Origin of the sequence: Rhizobium sp. NPDC090275, assembly GCF_044772225.1 — a bacterium.
Classification (GTDB): domain Bacteria; phylum Pseudomonadota; class Alphaproteobacteria; order Rhizobiales; family Rhizobiaceae; genus Rhizobium.
In genome coordinates this window covers 242443-258093 of the sequence record NZ_JBIVYL010000009.1, presented here as the reverse complement: position 1 = coordinate 258093, position 15651 = coordinate 242443, and the positions used below count along the sequence as shown (strand labels likewise).

At 57.6% G+C, this 15651-nt stretch carries 13 protein-coding genes; all 13 read left to right on the top strand.

The genetic code is table 11. From position 1 onward, the window contains the following. The first annotated feature begins 226 nt into the window (after positions 1-226). The 13 genes from ACIQUB_RS22850 to ACIQUB_RS22790 all read left to right on the top strand — a co-directional run bounded on the left by ACIQUB_RS22850 (position 227) and on the right by ACIQUB_RS22790 (position 15651). Positions 227-859 (top strand): SDR family oxidoreductase, encoded by a 633-nt coding sequence (locus tag ACIQUB_RS22850; RefSeq protein ID WP_402932525.1) that lies wholly within the window; start codon positions 227-229, stop codon positions 857-859. Beyond that, positions 849-2525 (top strand): thiamine pyrophosphate-dependent enzyme, encoded by a 1677-nt coding sequence (locus tag ACIQUB_RS22845; protein ID WP_402932523.1) that lies wholly within the window; start codon positions 849-851, stop codon positions 2523-2525. The genes ACIQUB_RS22850 and ACIQUB_RS22845 overlap by 11 nt, the downstream gene beginning before the upstream one ends. Then, positions 2522-4600 carry a hydantoinase/oxoprolinase family protein gene (locus ACIQUB_RS22840; protein ID WP_402932520.1) on the top strand — a complete coding sequence of 693 codons (2079 nt, stop codon included), beginning with the start codon at positions 2522-2524 and terminating at the stop codon, positions 4598-4600. Before ACIQUB_RS22845 ends, ACIQUB_RS22840 begins: the two co-directional genes overlap by 4 nt. Before the next feature lie 3 nt (positions 4601-4603). Beyond that, the gene (locus ACIQUB_RS22835) at positions 4604-6223 is read left to right on the top strand and encodes a hydantoinase B/oxoprolinase family protein (protein WP_402932517.1); all 1620 of its coding nucleotides are present in this window, start codon (positions 4604-4606) and stop codon (positions 6221-6223) included. After that, complete coding sequence (locus ACIQUB_RS22830) at positions 6220-7425, top strand: pyridoxal phosphate-dependent aminotransferase (RefSeq protein WP_402932514.1); 1206 nt, start codon at positions 6220-6222, stop codon at positions 7423-7425. The genes ACIQUB_RS22835 and ACIQUB_RS22830 overlap by 4 nt, the downstream gene beginning before the upstream one ends. Before the next feature lie 11 nt (positions 7426-7436). Then, positions 7437-8252 (top strand): NAD-dependent epimerase/dehydratase family protein, encoded by an 816-nt coding sequence (locus ACIQUB_RS22825; protein ID WP_402932511.1) that lies wholly within the window; start codon positions 7437-7439, stop codon positions 8250-8252. Further along, entirely contained in the window at positions 8252-9457 is a 1206-nt protein-coding gene (locus ACIQUB_RS22820) for an NAD(P)/FAD-dependent oxidoreductase (protein ID WP_402932508.1), read from the top strand. The genes ACIQUB_RS22825 and ACIQUB_RS22820 overlap by 1 nt, the downstream gene beginning before the upstream one ends. 64 nt (positions 9458-9521) lie before the next feature. Then, positions 9522-10445 carry a LysR substrate-binding domain-containing protein gene (locus ACIQUB_RS22815; protein ID WP_402932505.1) on the top strand — a complete coding sequence of 308 codons (924 nt, stop codon included), beginning with the start codon at positions 9522-9524 and terminating at the stop codon, positions 10443-10445. Between the two features lie 335 nt (positions 10446-10780). Then, complete coding sequence (locus ACIQUB_RS22810; RefSeq protein WP_402932501.1) at positions 10781-11818, top strand: branched-chain amino acid ABC transporter substrate-binding protein; 1038 nt, start codon at positions 10781-10783, stop codon at positions 11816-11818. Positions 11819-11891: 73 nt separating this feature from the next. Then, positions 11892-12809 (top strand): branched-chain amino acid ABC transporter permease LivH, encoded by a 918-nt coding sequence (locus ACIQUB_RS22805; protein WP_402932498.1) that lies wholly within the window; start codon positions 11892-11894, stop codon positions 12807-12809. Positions 12810-12821: 12 nt separating this feature from the next. Continuing rightward, positions 12822-14126, top strand: coding sequence for a high-affinity branched-chain amino acid ABC transporter permease LivM (gene livM, locus ACIQUB_RS22800; RefSeq protein WP_402932495.1), 1305 nt, complete (start codon positions 12822-12824; stop codon positions 14124-14126). Continuing rightward, entirely contained in the window at positions 14123-14941 is an 819-nt protein-coding gene (locus ACIQUB_RS22795; protein WP_402932492.1) for an ABC transporter ATP-binding protein, read from the top strand. The genes livM and ACIQUB_RS22795 overlap by 4 nt, the downstream gene beginning before the upstream one ends. After that, a complete protein-coding gene (locus ACIQUB_RS22790; RefSeq protein ID WP_402932489.1) occupies positions 14938-15651 on the top strand; it encodes an ABC transporter ATP-binding protein in 714 nt (237 codons plus the stop codon). The genes ACIQUB_RS22795 and ACIQUB_RS22790 overlap by 4 nt, the downstream gene beginning before the upstream one ends.

Sequence of the window (15651 nt, the reverse complement as noted above, 5' to 3'; positions counted from 1 at the left end):
ATGTTGCTGGCGCGTGCCATTCGCCAAGCGAAGTCGCATTCAAGATTTTGAAGAACCGCTTGCATGGAAGGGGCATGCATACATGGCCTGGGGGAACTGATATCCATTGAGGAATGGCTATCAACACGAACGCGTTTGACAAGTAGAACTTGCCGAACTGGGCCATTTCTTGATTTGTCACGCCCGGCAGCTCCGACATTATCTCCAACAACTTTGGAGGCTGAGCATGAACAGGGTGATGGTTACCGGAGCAACCCGCGCCCCTGGGCGCAATGTCGCCACAGCGCTGGCCAAAAAAGGCTGGGAAGTCCATGCCTTGGGGCGGGATCGCATCGCGTTGGAAGAGATGCGCGGTGACTTCGGAATTTGTCCCATGGCCATGGACCTGACAGACCGTGACTATGTAAGGCTTGTCGCCGAGGGGTTGCAGCTCGATGCGATTGTGCATGCGGCGCTTCGGTGGCCAGAAGAAGGTAGCTTCTTGCGTCTTGCAGAAGCGGATATCGACATGGCGCTAGAGGTCAATCTTTCAGCGACGCTGCATCTGACGCGAGCAATTGTACCTTCTATGATTGCTCAGGGCTACGGTACGGTCATCATGATCGCGCCGAGCAGTGCCGACCGCTCGACCTTTCTTGAGCGAAGCTTGGCATCGGCTATCTCGGGCGTTTCAGACGCACTTCGTCACGACCTGGTCGGCACGGGAGTCTCCGTTCACAGCGTTAGCTTTGACGGAACCAACGCGGAAAGTCTCGGCCAGGAAGCAATTGCTTTGCTGGCGGGCGCGGATACGCCAGCTAACTACGACACAAGAAAACTCATCTCTAATCAACGACAGGAACGAAAAAATGGAACGTAATGGGGGGCAGCTGCTCGTCGAGAGCCTGTTGGCGCTCGGAGCGAAAAAAAGCTTCGGCGTGCCGGGTGAGAGCTATCTGGCTGTCTTGGATGCGTTGCACGATACTAAGGGGCGTCTGGACTTCGTGCTTTGCCGAAACGAAGGGGGCGCATCCTTCATGGCAGCAGCGTATGGCAAGCTCACCGCAACGCCAGGCATTTGTTTCGTTACGCGTGGACCCGGCGCCACCAATGCATCGATCGGCGTTCACACAGCCATGCAGGACAGCTCTCCGATGATCCTCTTCGTAGGACAGGTTGGCACAGATATGAAGGGGCGTGAAGCGTTCCAGGAAGTCGATTACAAAGCGGTTTTCGGAACGATGGTGAAATGGGCGGTCGAGATCGACCAGGTCGATCGCATTCCGGAAATCCTGTCGCGTGCCTGGACTTTGGCGGTAACCGGTCGCCCCGGCCCTATCGTTATCGCTCTTCCGGAAGATATGTTGACATCGTTGAGCGAGGCCGAGCCGCTCTCGGGTCCTTTGGAAGTCGCGGAGCCTGCCCCCTCTGCTGCTGCGATGCAGCGCCTTCGTTCTCTATTGGAAGGGGCCAAACGGCCTGTTATTCTTTATGGTGGCTGCAATTGGGCCGAAGACTCTGCGCGAGCCCTCCAGCATTTTGCAGAAGCATCCAACATCCCGGTGGTTTCGGTTTTTCGCTACCAGGACCAGTACGACAACCATTCTCCCACCTTCTGTGGCGAAGCCGGCGTCGGTATGATGGCGTCGGTGAAAGAACTGCTGCGTGAGGCGGATGTCATTTTGGCGATCAATAATCGGTTCGGCGAAAACTCGACAGATGGCTACACGCTTTTTGATATGCCGCAGCCGAGGCAGCAGATCGTACACGTACATGGCTCCGATCTTGAGATCGGCAAGGTTTACCGTCCTGTTCTGGGTATCCATGCAGGCCCAAATGCCTTTGCGCAAGCACTTGCAAGCCTCGAGCCCGTTAAGGGCGAATGGAGCGAATGGTGTGCAAAGGGACGGGCTGCATATGAGAAGGGCTTCGATCTTCCCGATCTGCCATCTCCTGTCGACATGGGCAAGGTGACGGCATTGCTCAACGATATCCTGCCCGAAGACGCGATCCTCACGAACGGCGCCGGAAATTTCACGGTCTGGCCTAACAAATTCATCAAATTCGGACCCAAGGCTCGTCTCCTCGCACCCCAGTCGGGCGCGATGGGGTACGGCGTCCCAGCGGCGGTCGCAGCCAAGGTTGCCTTTCCCGATCGGAGCGTCATCTGCTTTGCCGGCGATGGGGACTTTCAGATGAACTGCCAGGAACTGGCTACGGCCCTCCAGCATGATGCGCAGCCGATTATCTTGTTGCTGAACAATGGGATCTACGGGACGATCCGAGCCCATCAGGAGCGCCATTATCCCGCCCGTGTTTCGGGGACGACCATGATCAACCCGAATTTCGTGGCCCTTGCCCAATCCTACGGCTTCCACGCAGAGCGTGTCGAGAAGACCTCGGATTTTGCTGCTGCCTTCGAGCGTGCCAGGGCCTCGAAGACGGGAGCCGTTCTTGACCTCGACATTTCGCCCGAAGCGTTGACGCCTCGCCAGACATTGACCGCAATGCGTCAGGCAGCGCTTGCAGCAAAGGAAACCGCATGACACAGCGTCACGAAATTCGCCTTGGCGCCGATATCGGCGGGACGTTCACCGACATCGCCCTGGAGGTGCAAGGAAAGCTTTTCTCCACCAAGGTGCTGACGAACTATGCCGCTCCGGAGCAGGCGATACTCGACGGTATTGAGATCGTCACGCAGGATGCGGGCATCGCGCCCTCGGCGATCGATATTGTCATCCACGGAACCACGCTCGCCACCAACGCGCTGATCGAACGACGCGGCGCTAAGACGGCTCTCGTTACCACCGAAGGTTTCCGTGACGTCCTGGAGATGCGAACGGAAAATCGGTTCGAGCAGTATGATCTGGGCCTGGTGCTTCCGACCCCTCTAATCCCGCGGGAGGATCGCTTTCCCGTCAAGGGCCGTATCGACGCGCAGGGGCGGGAACTGCAGCCGCTCGACGAGGCAGCGTTGGAAAGGTTGGCGGATGCGATCGCGGAGCGCGGCTTTGGTGCCGTCGCCGTCGGCTTCATCCATTCCTACATGAATCCCGCACATGAACGGCGCGCTCGCGAAATCCTGTCGCGCAAGCTTTCGATTCCGATCTCGATCTCGGCGGAAGTCTCGCCCCAGATGCGCGAGTTCGAGCGCTTCAATACCGTCTGCGCCAATGCCTATGTTCGTCCGCAGATGGCTGACTACCTTTCTCGCCTGCAGGTTCGCCTGAAAGAGATGGGAGCGGAATGCTCGGTCTTCATGATCCATTCCGGCGGCGGTCTCATCTCCGTCGAGACGGCATCTGAATTTCCGGTTCGTCTGGTCGAGTCGGGTCCTGCGGGCGGCGCAATTTTTGCCGCCGATATCGCCCGCCGCTTCGGCCTCGACCGTGTGGTCTCCTATGATATGGGGGGCACCACCGCAAAAATCTGCCTCATCGAGGACTATCAACCCCACACCGCGCGCACCTTCGAAGTGGCGCGGACCTATCGCTTCTGCAAGGGCTCGGGCATGCCGATTTCCATTCCGGTGATCGAGATGATCGAGATCGGCGCCGGCGGCGGGTCGATTGCCTGGGTTGACGCCATGGGCCGGATTCAGGCCGGACCAGAATCAGCCGCGTCAGAGCCAGGTCCAGCCTGCTATCAGCGCGGAGGCGAGCGGCCCGCGATCACCGATGCCGATCTTGTTCTCGGCAAGCTCGATCCTGACAATTTTGCCGGTGGCAAGATCAAGCTTTCGCTAGAGAGTGCCAGCGCCGCCATTGCGCGCGATGTCGGGGAAAAGCTTAAGCTTGCTCCCGATGCGGCCGCCTTTGGCATTGTTGAAGTCGTGGACGAAAATATGGCCAATGCCGCTCGCGTGCATGCTGTCGAGAATGGTAAGAACATTTCAGACAACATCATGATTGCATTTGGTGGGGCTGCCCCGCTGCATGCTGCCCGTCTATGTGAAAAGCTCGGCGTCGATCAGTGCCTTATTCCGACAGGGGCTGGCGTCGGGTCCGCGATCGGCTTCCTTAAAGCCCCGTTCGGCTACGAGGCGCTCGCGTCGAAGATCATGCGGCTGTCGAGGTTCGACGCCGCTTCGGTCAATGTCATGCTGGACGACCTGAAGTCCACTGCCGAGGGTTTCGTACGTGCCGGCACGGATGGGGACATCGTGCGTGAGATCACCGCATTCATGCGCTATGCCGGACAGGGATGGGAAATCCCGGTCGCGCTGCCGGACCGTGCCTTCACCGCCGGCGATTCGGCGATGATCGAAGCAGCCTTCAAGGAGCGTTACGCTCAGTTCTTCGGGCGGGCGGTCGAAGGGCCTGAAGTCGAATTCGTGACCTGGTCTGTCAAGGCGCAGGACGTTCGTCCCGAAGGCGAAAGCTTCGCACTTGAGACAGAGGGTACTCCCGCCGCCGCGCCGGTTACGCGCGCCGTTTTCGATCCCACGTCGGGCAAGACGCTCGAAACCGCCATCATTCCGCGCGAGACCCTGCGGCCTGGCGCGCGCGTGGACGGTCCTGCCGTTATCGTCGAGCGCGAGACCTCGACCATCGTCACATCTCCCTTCGATGCGGTCATCCAGGCGGACGGCACCATCCTTCTCGTGCGGAAAGGTCTTTGAACCATGAGCGACATCAATGAAATCCGCATGCAGGTCATGTGGAACCGACTGATCTCGGTCGTCGAGGAGCAGGCGCTGACGCTGCTGCGCACCGCATTCTCCACTTCCGTGCGCGAAGCCGGGGACCTTTCGGCCGGCGTCTACAATGCCAAGGGCGAAATGCTCGCCCAGGCAGTTACGGGTACGCCCGGCCACGTCAACACGATGGCTGAGGCGGTCCTTCACTTCATCGCCGAAATTCCGCGCGAGGAGATGTATCCTGGTGACACCTATGTCACGAACGACCCGTGGAAAGGCACGGGCCATCTTCACGACATCACGATGGTCTCGCCGTCATTCAAGGGCGACGAGCTCATCGGTTTCTTCGCCTGCACCGCCCATGTCGTGGATGTCGGCGGACGTGGCTTCGGCGCCGACGGCAAGTCCGTCTACGAAGAAGGCATCCAGATCCCGATCATGAAATTTGCCGAGCGCGGTAAGGTCAACAAGGATCTCCTGAAGATCCTGCGCCTCAATGTGCGTGAGCCCAACCAGGTCATTGGCGATTTTTACTCGCTCGCTGCCTGCAACGACGTCGGTCACAAGCGCCTGATGGAGATGCTGAACGAGGTAGGCTATGACAACCTCGACACGCTTGGCGAATTCATCTTGTCGCGCACCCATGCCGCGACGATGGAACGTATTGCTGCCCTTCCGACCGGAAGCTGGTCGAACGATATGCTGACAGACGGTTATGACGAGCCAATCAAGCTGACTGCGCAAGTCACGATTACCGATAAGGATGTCAATGTCGATTTCTCCGGCTCTGACCCAATGAGCCGTTGGGGCATCAACGTCCCGCTCATCTATACCAAAGCATACGCGTGCTATGCGCTGAAATGCGTTGTTGCGCCTGATATTCCGAACAACGCTGCCTCTCTTGCCGTCTTCAACGTCTCATCGCCGACAAACATCCTCAATGCCGAGCGTCCCGCACCAGTATCTGTCCGCCACGTCATCGGCCATATGGTCCCAGATCTAGTTCTGGGCGCCCTTGCCAAGGCCCTACCGGGCAAAATCCTGGCAGAAGGCGCCGCCGCGCTCTGGAACATCCATATTTCCGCTCGCCCGGTTGCCGGCGCCTCTGGACGGCGCGCAGAAGTACTGATGTTCAATTCCGGTGGAATGGGTGCGCGCCCCGAGATCGATGGATTGTCGTCGACGGCGTTCCCGTCCGGTGTTCATACCATGCCGATCGAAGCTACCGAACATACAGGCCCGATCGTCGTCTGGCGCAAAGAGTTGCGGCCCGACTCCGGTGGTGCCGGGAAGTTCCGCGGCGGTTTAGGCCAGATCATCGAGATTGCCCCGGCCGATGGTCACGAGTTTGATTTCTCCGCGATGTTCGATCGGATATCGACGCCGGCGCGCGGACGAAATGGCGGCGGCGAGGGGGCCACGGGATCTGCTCGGCTTGACGACGGCACAAAGTTGCGCCCGAAGGGCTGGCAGCATGTTCCCGCTGGCCGCAAGCTGGTTCTGGAACTTCCCGGCGGTGGCGGCTTTGGCGATCCGAACGAGCGGTCGAACGAGTCTAAAGCCGAAGACCTTCAAAAGGGATATGTGACGGAGAAAAACCAATGAGCCATATCGCAAGCCGCCTTGCGGCGGTTAAACCGTCGGCCTCGATGGCCGTATCACAAGCGGCAAAGGATCTGGCTGCGACCGGCGTCGACGTGATCGACCTGGGGCTCGGCGAGCCGGATTTTCCGGCGCCCGAGCATATCACACGGGCCGCTTTCGAAGCAGCATCCAGGGAGCGGATGCTCTATACAGCTTCGCTTGGCACGCCCGAGTTGCGAAAGGCGATCGCGGCGAAATTCAAACTCGAGAATGGCCTAGAGTTTGCGATCGATGAGATTACGGTGGCCAACGGCGCCAAGCAAATCATCTTCAACGCCCTGATGGCGACGATGGAAGAGGGGGACGAGGCCATCCTCCCGACGCCGTATTTCGTTTCCTATCCGGAAATGGTGAAGCTTTTCGGCGGAGTGCCCGTAACCCCGGCATGCCCGGCAGAAGTCGGGTTTCGCTTGACCCCTGACGTGCTCGAATCGGCGATCACGCCGAGGACACGTTGGTTGTTCTTGAATATGCCCGGAAACCCGTCGGGCGCAGTATACAACGAGGAACAGCTCAAGGCGCTCGGCGCGGTTTTAGAAAAGCATCCGCAGGTGCTGGTTCTGTCCGACGAAATCTACGAACACATCATCTTCGATGGTCGCAAGTTCGTTTCCTTCGGCGCTGCCTGCCCCGCACTGCGAGACCGCACCTTGATCGTCAACGGCATGTCAAAAGCTTACGCTATGACAGGCTGGCGCGTCGGCTATGCCGCCGGCCCGAAGGATCTGATCAAGGCGATGGCGACGATCCAGAGCCAATCCTGTACATCGGTCAGCCAGCCGGCTCAGATTGCAGCAAGGGCAGCCCTTGAAGGGTCGCAGGACGATGTTGGCACGTTTCGCGCCGCATTTGAACGGCGCCGTGATCTCGTCGTAGCGGGCATCGCCAAGATCAGCTCGCTTACACTCGATCCTCCTGAAGGTGCATTTTACGCGTACATCGGCTGCGCGGGGGTCATCGGCGCGAAAACGCCGTCCGGCCAGACACTCGAGGACGACGTTGCTGTGGCAAAGTACCTGCTCGACGAGGGCCATGTCGCAGCCGTTCCCGGAACGGCCTACGGCTTATCACCATTCTTCAGAATTTCGACTGCGACGTCGGAGCAGGTTCTGTCCGAGGCTGTGGCGCGCATTGGCGCTGCTGTCGCCAAGTTATCATTTTGATTGGGCATGTAATGGCAAAAGACTATGATACCATCCTGATTACCGGTGCCGCAGGACGCCTTGGTTCGGAGCTGCGCAAGGGTCTTGCGCCCCTCGCCAACAGGATTCGCCTCGCCGACCGCACCGAAATAACCGACCTCGCCGATCACGAGGAAGCGTTCGTTTTCAATCTCTCGGACGCTGAGGCCGTCGAAAAAGCGGTAAAAGGCGTTGACGCCATCGTTCATTTTGGCGGCGCTCCCCTTGAGACCGCCTGGAAGAGCATCCTCGCCTCCAACATCGAGGGTTCTTACAATATTTACGAGGCTGCCCGCCGGCATAGCGTCAAGCGTGTTATCTATGCATCCTCGGTGCATGCGATCGGCTACCACAAGCTGACAGATCGGATCGATGAGCGTTCGCCAGTCCGTCCCGACAGCCTCTATGGCGTTTCAAAATGCTTTGTCGAAGCGCTGGCCAACCTGTATTGGGACAAGTTCGGAATGGAGAGCGTATGCCTGCGCATCTTCTCCTCATTTCCCGAGCCGCCGGAACGCCGCATGTTGTGGTCTTGGCTTTCCTTCGCCGACTGCGTCAGGTTGGTTGCCGCGTCACTGACCGCGCCGCATGTGGGCTGCACCGTCGCCTACGGCTTATCAAGAAACAAGGTTTGCCCGGTGGACACGAGCAACTGGGGCCTGCTTGGCTACCAGCCTCAAGATAACACCGAATTCGTGCGTGAGAAGGTGGAATCGAAGGTTCCGCCACTCGATCCGCATGCGCCGGCAACCCAGCATCTTGGTGGCTGGTTTGTAGACCTTCCCCATCCCGACGACGAGGCAAAGTGATGAAGGATACCTATGACGTAGTCATCGTTGGTGGGGCCGTAATAGGCTCTGCGGTGGCCTATTATCTGTCGGCGAACCCGGATTTTACCGGTTCGATTCTCGTGATCGAGCGTGACCCGACTTACCTTAAAGCGGCAACGTCGCTGTCGTCGTCGTCGATTCGCACGCAGTTTTCCAACCCGATCAATGTGAAGATCAGTCAATATGGCTCGGAGGTCATCCGAAACTTTGGCCAAACGATGCAGGTTGGCGACGACAAGCCCGATCTAGCCTTTCATTCGGGCGGTTACCTGTTCCTGGCAAGCACGCCTGAGCAGGTGCAGATCCTTAAGGAAAACCACGAGGCGCAAATTTCCTGTGGCGCCGATGTCGTCCTGTGGAACCGTGACGAACTGGGAAACGCTTTCCCGCATATCAATGTCGAGGGCATCGAGCTCGCGTCCTATGGCCGCTCGGGGGAGGGTTGGTTTAACAATACCGGCCTGATGTATGGCTTCAAGAACAAAGCCCGTTCGTTTGGCGCCGAGTATTTGACGGACGAGGTGGTTGCGATCGGCCGTAACGGCGGCAAGGTGACGGCGGTGACCTTGAAGTCCGGTGCTACGATCAAGGCCGGGACTATCGTCAACTGCTCGGGGCCGCGCGCGGCGTTGACCGCGCAAATGGCCGGTCTCGAGGTTCCTGTCGAACCCCGCAAGCGCACGCTTTTCGTGTTTGACTGCGCAAAGACACCGGAAGGAACCGCCAACGTCAACAATGGACGTCTGCCGTTGATGATCGATCCGTCGGGGGTCTTTTGCCGACCGGAAGGAAAGTTTTTCCTGACCGGCTGCCCGCCAGTCGAGGACCCTGCCACGGATTGGGATGATTTCGAACCTCGGTATGACGAGTTCGAGGAGATCATCTGGCCGGCACTTGCTGAGCGATCGCCAAACTTCGAGGCGATCAAGGTCGTCAACCAGTGGGCTGGCCATTACGACTTCAACACGCTCGATCACAATCTGATCGTTGGCCGACATCCCGAGGTGAAAAACTTCATCTTTGCAAACGGTTTTTCCGGACACGGCCTACAACAGGGTCCTGCAACGGGGCGCGGCGTTTCCGAGCTCATAATCTACGGCGAGTACCGGACACTTGATCTGTCGGAAGTTGGCTACGAGCGCATTATTGCCAATCGTCCTTTCCTCGAAAAGGCGGTAATCTAACTCGGTCTGGCCCGGCATTGCGGGGCCAGATTGCAACCGTTTTGAGTTTTTGGCGGAGGTTAAATTGGCTGGTCAGCATACACGTCTTCCGCCACTTAACGCTTTGCGGGCTTTTTGGGCCGTCATGCGTCAGGGCAGCTTTCGCAGTGCGGCCGACGAGCTCCTCGTCACCCCGCAAGCCGTTAGCCAGCAGATCAAGCTCCTCGAAGATATTCTGCATGTGCCATTGTTCGAGCGTAAGGCTCGGATCATCGAGCCGACCGAGCAGGCGATCGTTCTCTCACATTTCATCGAAGCTGGCTTTGACGAGTTCACAGAAGGTATCCGTCGCGTCACAAATTCGACCTATCGCAACCGTATCAATATCAATGTCAGCCCCTATTTCGCCACTCGGTTCTTAATGGAGCGTTTGGAGCGATTTCGCGAATTGATGCCGGGCGCCGACATCCGCCTGACCACGATGATCAACATCCGCGATTTCGCAGCAGATGAGGTCGACGTTTGTATACAGTGGGGATTTGGAACCTGGAAAGACTATGATGCGCAACTCCTGGTTCATGACCCCAAGATAATCTGTTGCGCACCAAGCTTGGCGGCCAAGATTAAGGAGCCGCAGGATCTCACGAAGCTCACTCTGCTGCACCCCGTCATGGCGCGCAATCTATGGGGAAAAGTTCTCCGTCACCTAGGCCTCGAAGCACCCGAACTTGCCGGAGAAATCGAATTCCAAGATGCGGCCACCATGCGCCGCGGAACGGTCTCGGGCCTCGGCGTCGGTCTTGTCTCCACCTTAGATGCGTTGTCCGACATCAAGGCCGGTCGACTCGTGGCACCTTTCGGGATCGGTCGTCTTGCCGATATGGACAAGAAGGACGTCCCGGGCTTCTACCTCGTAGTGCCTAGAGCCCACAAGCGGGTCAAGGTGATATCGACCTTTTGCGAATGGATTTGCGCCGAAGACTGGTCAGTGCGAAGCGATCTCGACTGAGAATGAGACATTCGATGCAACGAAAGTAAATCTTGTCTATCGCCGCTCTTTCTTGGTTTGGCCCTTCACTCAACTGATGCAGTCTTTCTATGGCCGGAAGGAGATGGGCGACCCAGCCGCTCAGCACTGACCGCCCGTCGGAATGACAAAGGTATCGCCCTTGAAGGTGCTATCGGGAGGCCGGCGATACAGGTAGTCACACTCTTGGGTGTGCGCTTGGGTTTCATCGCTGGGGACTAACCAGGGGAATCTCTATGAAAAATATTTCCAAGCTCCTCGCATCGGCACTCATCGCCACGGCGGTGTTGTCGCACGGCGCTTACGCAGCAGAAGTAGTGAAGATCGGCGTTGCCGCTCCGATGACCGGGGCCAATGCCACATTCGGCGAGCAGGTCTGGAGCGGTGTCTCCGCTTACATCAAGAATGTTAACGCGGCCGGGGGCATCGATGGCAAGCAGGTCGAGTTGGTAAAGGGCGACGACGCCTGCGAGCCAAAGCAGGCTGTTGCAGTTGCCAACCGTTTTGTCGATCAGGACAAGGTACAGGCGGTCGTCGGACATTTCTGCTCGTCCAGCACCATTCCGGCTTCCGAAATTTATAACGATGCCAACATCCTAACCGTCACGCCCGCATCTACGAACCCAGTCGTCACCGATCGTGGCTTCGAAACGATGTTCCGCACCTGCGGTCGCGATGACCAGCAGGCAGTTGTCGCCGGTTCCTTTATCCTTGAGACGCTCAAGGTCGACAAGGTCGCCCTGATCCACGACAAAGACACCTACGGGCAAGGCTTGGTGGACGCGCTCAAGAAGACGCTAGCCGATCGTGGTATCCAGCCGGTTCTTTACGAGGGTCTGACCCGCGGCGAGCGCGACTTCAATGCCCTGGTTACAAAAATTAAGAGCTCCGGCGCCAAAGCCGTGTATTTCGGAGGCCTCATTCCTGAAGCCGGCCCACTGATCCGTCAGATTCATGAGCAGGGGCTCAAAGTCGCTTTCGTCAGTGGAGACGCTCTGGCGCAGGCTGAAATCGTCGCCGCCGCCGGTGGTCCGCAGAATCTCAAGGACGTGTACTACTCTTCAGCTGCCGATCCGAAGGACGATCCTGCGTCGGCGGAGGCGTTGGCCGATCTGAAGAAGCAGAATATCGCTCCGGATAACTACACGCTCTTTGGCTACGCCAGCGCCCAGGCAATCGTGGCCGCGTTGAAGGGCACCAAGGACGGCAGCGTTGAAGAACAGATCAAGTGGCTTCGCTCGAACAGCGTCAAGTCCGCCGTCGGTGATCTCGCCTGGAATGAAAAGGGCGACGTCAAGGACTTCAAGTTCGTCTTCTACACCTTCGACGACAAGGGTACGCCTGTTCGTAAGTAAACTGTCTGACTAGCATGACCGGTCGGCAATGCCGGCCGGTTCACTTACCAAAAACAACAAAAAGGGGTTCGCCATGGATTTGTACATCTTGGCGCAGCAGCTGATCAACGGGATCACGCTGGGAACGATCTATGGTCTCATCGCGGTGGGGTACACTATGGTCTATGGCGTTATTCGCATGATCAACTTTGCCCACGGCGACGTCTACATGGTGTCTGCCTATATCGCTGCGATCACACTTGCTGTGCTTGGTTTCTTCGGTGTTCAGTCAGTCCCATTCGCTCTGATCTCCATACTAGTAATTACCTGTTTGATCACCGCCGTTTATGGCTGGGCAATCGAACGCGTTGCGTACCGGCCGCTACGGGGATCGACCAAGCTGGCGCCTCTGATATCGGCGATCGGTATCTCGCTCATGTTGCAGAGCTACGTTCAGATTTCGCAAGGGGCGCGGGACCAGGGTGTGCCAATCCTCATTCAGGGCGCTTTCCGCTTCGGTACCGAAGAGCATTTTGCGCAAATCACCTACATGCAAACGGTCATTTTGGTCGCATCCCTTATCGCGATGGGCATACTCACCTATGTCATCAGCTACACCAAAATCGGACGCGAATGCCGCGCGACGCAGCAGAACATCCGCATTTCGGCGGTTCTTGGGGTCAATACCGATCGTATTATCTCGACGGTTTTCGTCATCGGAGCTTCGACAGCTGCCGTCGGCGGCACGCTCGTGACGTTCAACTATGGCTCGTTCAACTTTTTCATCGGGTTCGTGATGGGGATCAAGGCATTCACTGCCGCCGTCCTCGGCGGGATCGGTTCGCTGCCTGGCGCTGTACTAGGCGGAGTCTTGCTCGGTCTGTGCGAAGCGCTTTTCGCCGGCTACGTCAGCACCGACTATAAGGATGTCTTCGCTTTCGGTCTTTTGATCGTTCTGCTGTTTTTCCGGCCCTACGGTCTACTCGGCCGGCCGGAAATCCAGAAAGTGTGAGGGAGAAGCGTGATGGAAAGCAACAAGATTTCTGGCCTCATGAAGCAGGCGCTCCTGACGTTCACCATATCCCTTATCCTGTTTGGTCCGATCTCGGGTCTCATCCTCGAGGGCTTTTCGTTCCGCAACGAACTAATGCGGGCGATCATTTTGGCATTGGCTGTCACGGCCGGCAGAATAGCCCTGTCTCTGATCGGAATGACGTCAATTGGCAAGAAACTAGCCGGGCGGTCTGCCGCAAGCAGTCATGGCGTCACTGTCATGACGGGAAAAGAAAGGTCGCCGGCGATCATCCTTTGCCTGTTGTTTGTGGCGGGGTTAAGCGTACCCTTCTTGGCCGACAAATACATTCTTGGCATTGCTATCCTCGCTTTGATCTATTGCCTTCTGGGTCTCGGCCTGAACATTGTCGTCGGTCTCGCTGGTCTGCTGGACCTTGGCTATGTCGCATTTTACGCTGTTGGCGCCTATTTGCTCGCTTTGGGATCTCAATATCTTGGCATCGGCTTTTGGGGCGCGCTTATCATCGCGCCGTTCCTGGCTGGCCTATTCGGTATGATCCTGGCCTTTCCGGTCCTAAAAATGCATGGCGACTATCTAGCGATTGTCACTCTGGGTTTCGGAGAAATCATCAGGCTTGTGCTCAATAACTGGCTTGATTTTACCGGCGGGCCGAACGGCGCCCCGGTGCTCCCGCCGACCTTCTTCGGTCTGGAGTTTACGCGGTCAGCCCGCCAGGGCGGCGTTCCGTTCCACGAATACTTTGGTATCCCCTACAGTGCTGACTACAAGTTTTGGTTTATCTATCTGGTGCTTTTCCTCGTTGTCTGCCTGGTCATCTATGCAGTCGAACGCCTGCGTGTCATGCCCCTTGGCCGGATGTGGGAAGCGCTTCGCGAGGACGAAATTGCTTGCAGATCGCTCGGCGTGAACCATGTCTTCACCAAACTGACAGCATTTATGCTTGGAGCATCCACGGGGGGATTGGCCGGCGTATTTTTCGCGGTTCACCAGGGCTTCGTTAACCCGACCTCATTCACCTTCTTCGAATCCGCTCTGATCCTTGCCATCGTCGTGCTCGGCGGTCTTGGGTCGACGGTCGGCGTGATTGCTGCGGCGCTTGTGCTTACTGTCCTGCCGGAACTGTTGCGTGACTTCGCTGAGTACCGCGTCCTCGTATTCGGTATCCTGATGGTCGTCATGATGATCTGGAAACCCCGCGGTCTGGTTCGAGTCAAGCGACCCGCATTTTTTCCAAGTAAACCCGGCGAGACCGCCCCATTGCCACTCGCAGTGAGTTCGGAGATTGCCCAATGACTACACCTCTTCTGGACGTTCGCAATGTGACTATGCGTTTCGGCGGCATCGTCGCTAATCGCAACGTCAGCTTCACCGTCGAGCTCGGCACCGTCACGGCCCTCATCGGCCCCAACGGCGCAGGCAAAACCACTATGTTCAACTGCATAACTGGATTCTATCGAGCTAGTGAAGGTCAGGTCCTGCTAAACCAACACGACCGGTCGATTGATATCGGCACTTTGGTAACGGCTCCGATCAAAGGCGGATCACATCTTGTCACGCGCGCAGGGATTGCGCGAACTTTCCAAAATATCCGCCTGTTCAAGGAAATGTCCGTCATCGAAAACCTGCTGGTTGCTCAGCACAGGATAACAGCAAACAACGTCGTCAGTGGCGTTTTGAGAACGCCGGCTTTTAGACGCGCCGAGCGCGAAGCGGTGGATCGCGCCTACTTTTGGCTCCGCGAGATGAATCTTGCCGATGATGCCAACAGACTGGCTGGTGAATTGCCTTACGGTCGGCAGCGTAGGCTCGAGATAGCACGGGCTATGTGTACAGGTCCGCAGCTGATCTGCCTTGATGAGCCGGCGGCGGGGTTGAACCCGTCTGAAACACGGGAGCTGTCAGAACTCATTCAGCGGCTTTGCAGCGAGCATCATCAGACGGTTCTGGTGATTGAGCATGACATGGGCCTTGTTATGCGTATCTCCCAGCACATCGTGGTCCTCGACCACGGAGAGGTAATTTCCGATGGATCTCCCGATCATGTGGCGAATGATCCGGCCGTCGTCGCCGCCTATCTCGGCGTAAGTGAAGAAGAGGTGAGCGGATGACGAAGCTTCTGGAATTTTCGGGCGTTCACGCCCATTATGGTCCGGTGGAGGCGCTTAAGGATGTCAACGTCTTCATTTCCAAAGGCGAGATTGTTAGCCTGATTGGTGCCAACGGCGCTGGCAAGACGACACTCCTGTCGTCGATTTTTGGCGCACCAAGGGCTTCTGCAGGCCGGATCATGCATAATGGAGAGGACATATCCAAGCTTGCGACCAACCGCATCTCCCGGCGCGGCATCGCGTTGGTGCCAGAAGGACGGCAGATCTACCAGGACATGAGCGTAGAGGAAAACATGATGATGGGCACGACGCCCATCGGCATGGCGCATTTCGAGGAAGACCGGGCGACGATGTTCGAACTGTTTCCACGTCTGAAGGAACGCCGCAATCAGACCGCTGGTACCATGTCGGGTGGCGAGCAACAGATGCTGGCAATCGCGCGGGCAATGATGGCGCGTCCGGAGTTGATCCTGTTTGATGAGCCGTCGCTGGGACTGGCGCCACTGGTAGTTAAGCGCGTTTTCGAAGTGCTCGGCGAGATTGCGGCTATGGGCAAGACGATCTTTCTTGTCGAGCAAAATGCCAACCATGCGCTGAAGCTCTCGCAACGCGCCTATGTCATGGTCAATGGGCGCATCCATCTTTCGGGGGAAAGCGCTTACCTCCTGGATAACGAAGAGGTCCGCAAGGCCTACCTTGGCCTGCATTGA

Bases quoted from the DNA above. Each gene is read 5' to 3' on its own strand.
- ACIQUB_RS22805 (WP_402932498.1), top strand. From the start codon at position 11,892: ATGGATTTGTACATCTTGGCGCAGCAGCTGATCAACGGGATCACGCTG.
- ACIQUB_RS22850 (WP_402932525.1), top strand. From the start codon at position 227: ATGAACAGGGTGATGGTTACCGGAGCAACCCGCGCCCCTGGGCGCAAT.
- ACIQUB_RS22825 (WP_402932511.1), top strand. From the start codon at position 7,437: ATGGCAAAAGACTATGATACCATCCTGATTACCGGTGCCGCAGGACGC.
- ACIQUB_RS22835 (WP_402932517.1), top strand. From the start codon at position 4,604: ATGAGCGACATCAATGAAATCCGCATGCAGGTCATGTGGAACCGACTG.
- livM (WP_402932495.1), top strand. From the start codon at position 12,822: ATGGAAAGCAACAAGATTTCTGGCCTCATGAAGCAGGCGCTCCTGACG.
- ACIQUB_RS22840 (WP_402932520.1), top strand. From the start codon at position 2,522: ATGACACAGCGTCACGAAATTCGCCTTGGCGCCGATATCGGCGGGACG.
- ACIQUB_RS22845 (WP_402932523.1), top strand. From the start codon at position 849: ATGGAACGTAATGGGGGGCAGCTGCTCGTCGAGAGCCTGTTGGCGCTC.
- ACIQUB_RS22790 (WP_402932489.1), top strand. From the start codon at position 14,938: ATGACGAAGCTTCTGGAATTTTCGGGCGTTCACGCCCATTATGGTCCG.
- ACIQUB_RS22795 (WP_402932492.1), top strand. From the start codon at position 14,123: ATGACTACACCTCTTCTGGACGTTCGCAATGTGACTATGCGTTTCGGC.
- ACIQUB_RS22830 (WP_402932514.1), top strand. From the start codon at position 6,220: ATGAGCCATATCGCAAGCCGCCTTGCGGCGGTTAAACCGTCGGCCTCG.
- ACIQUB_RS22820 (WP_402932508.1), top strand. From the start codon at position 8,252: ATGAAGGATACCTATGACGTAGTCATCGTTGGTGGGGCCGTAATAGGC.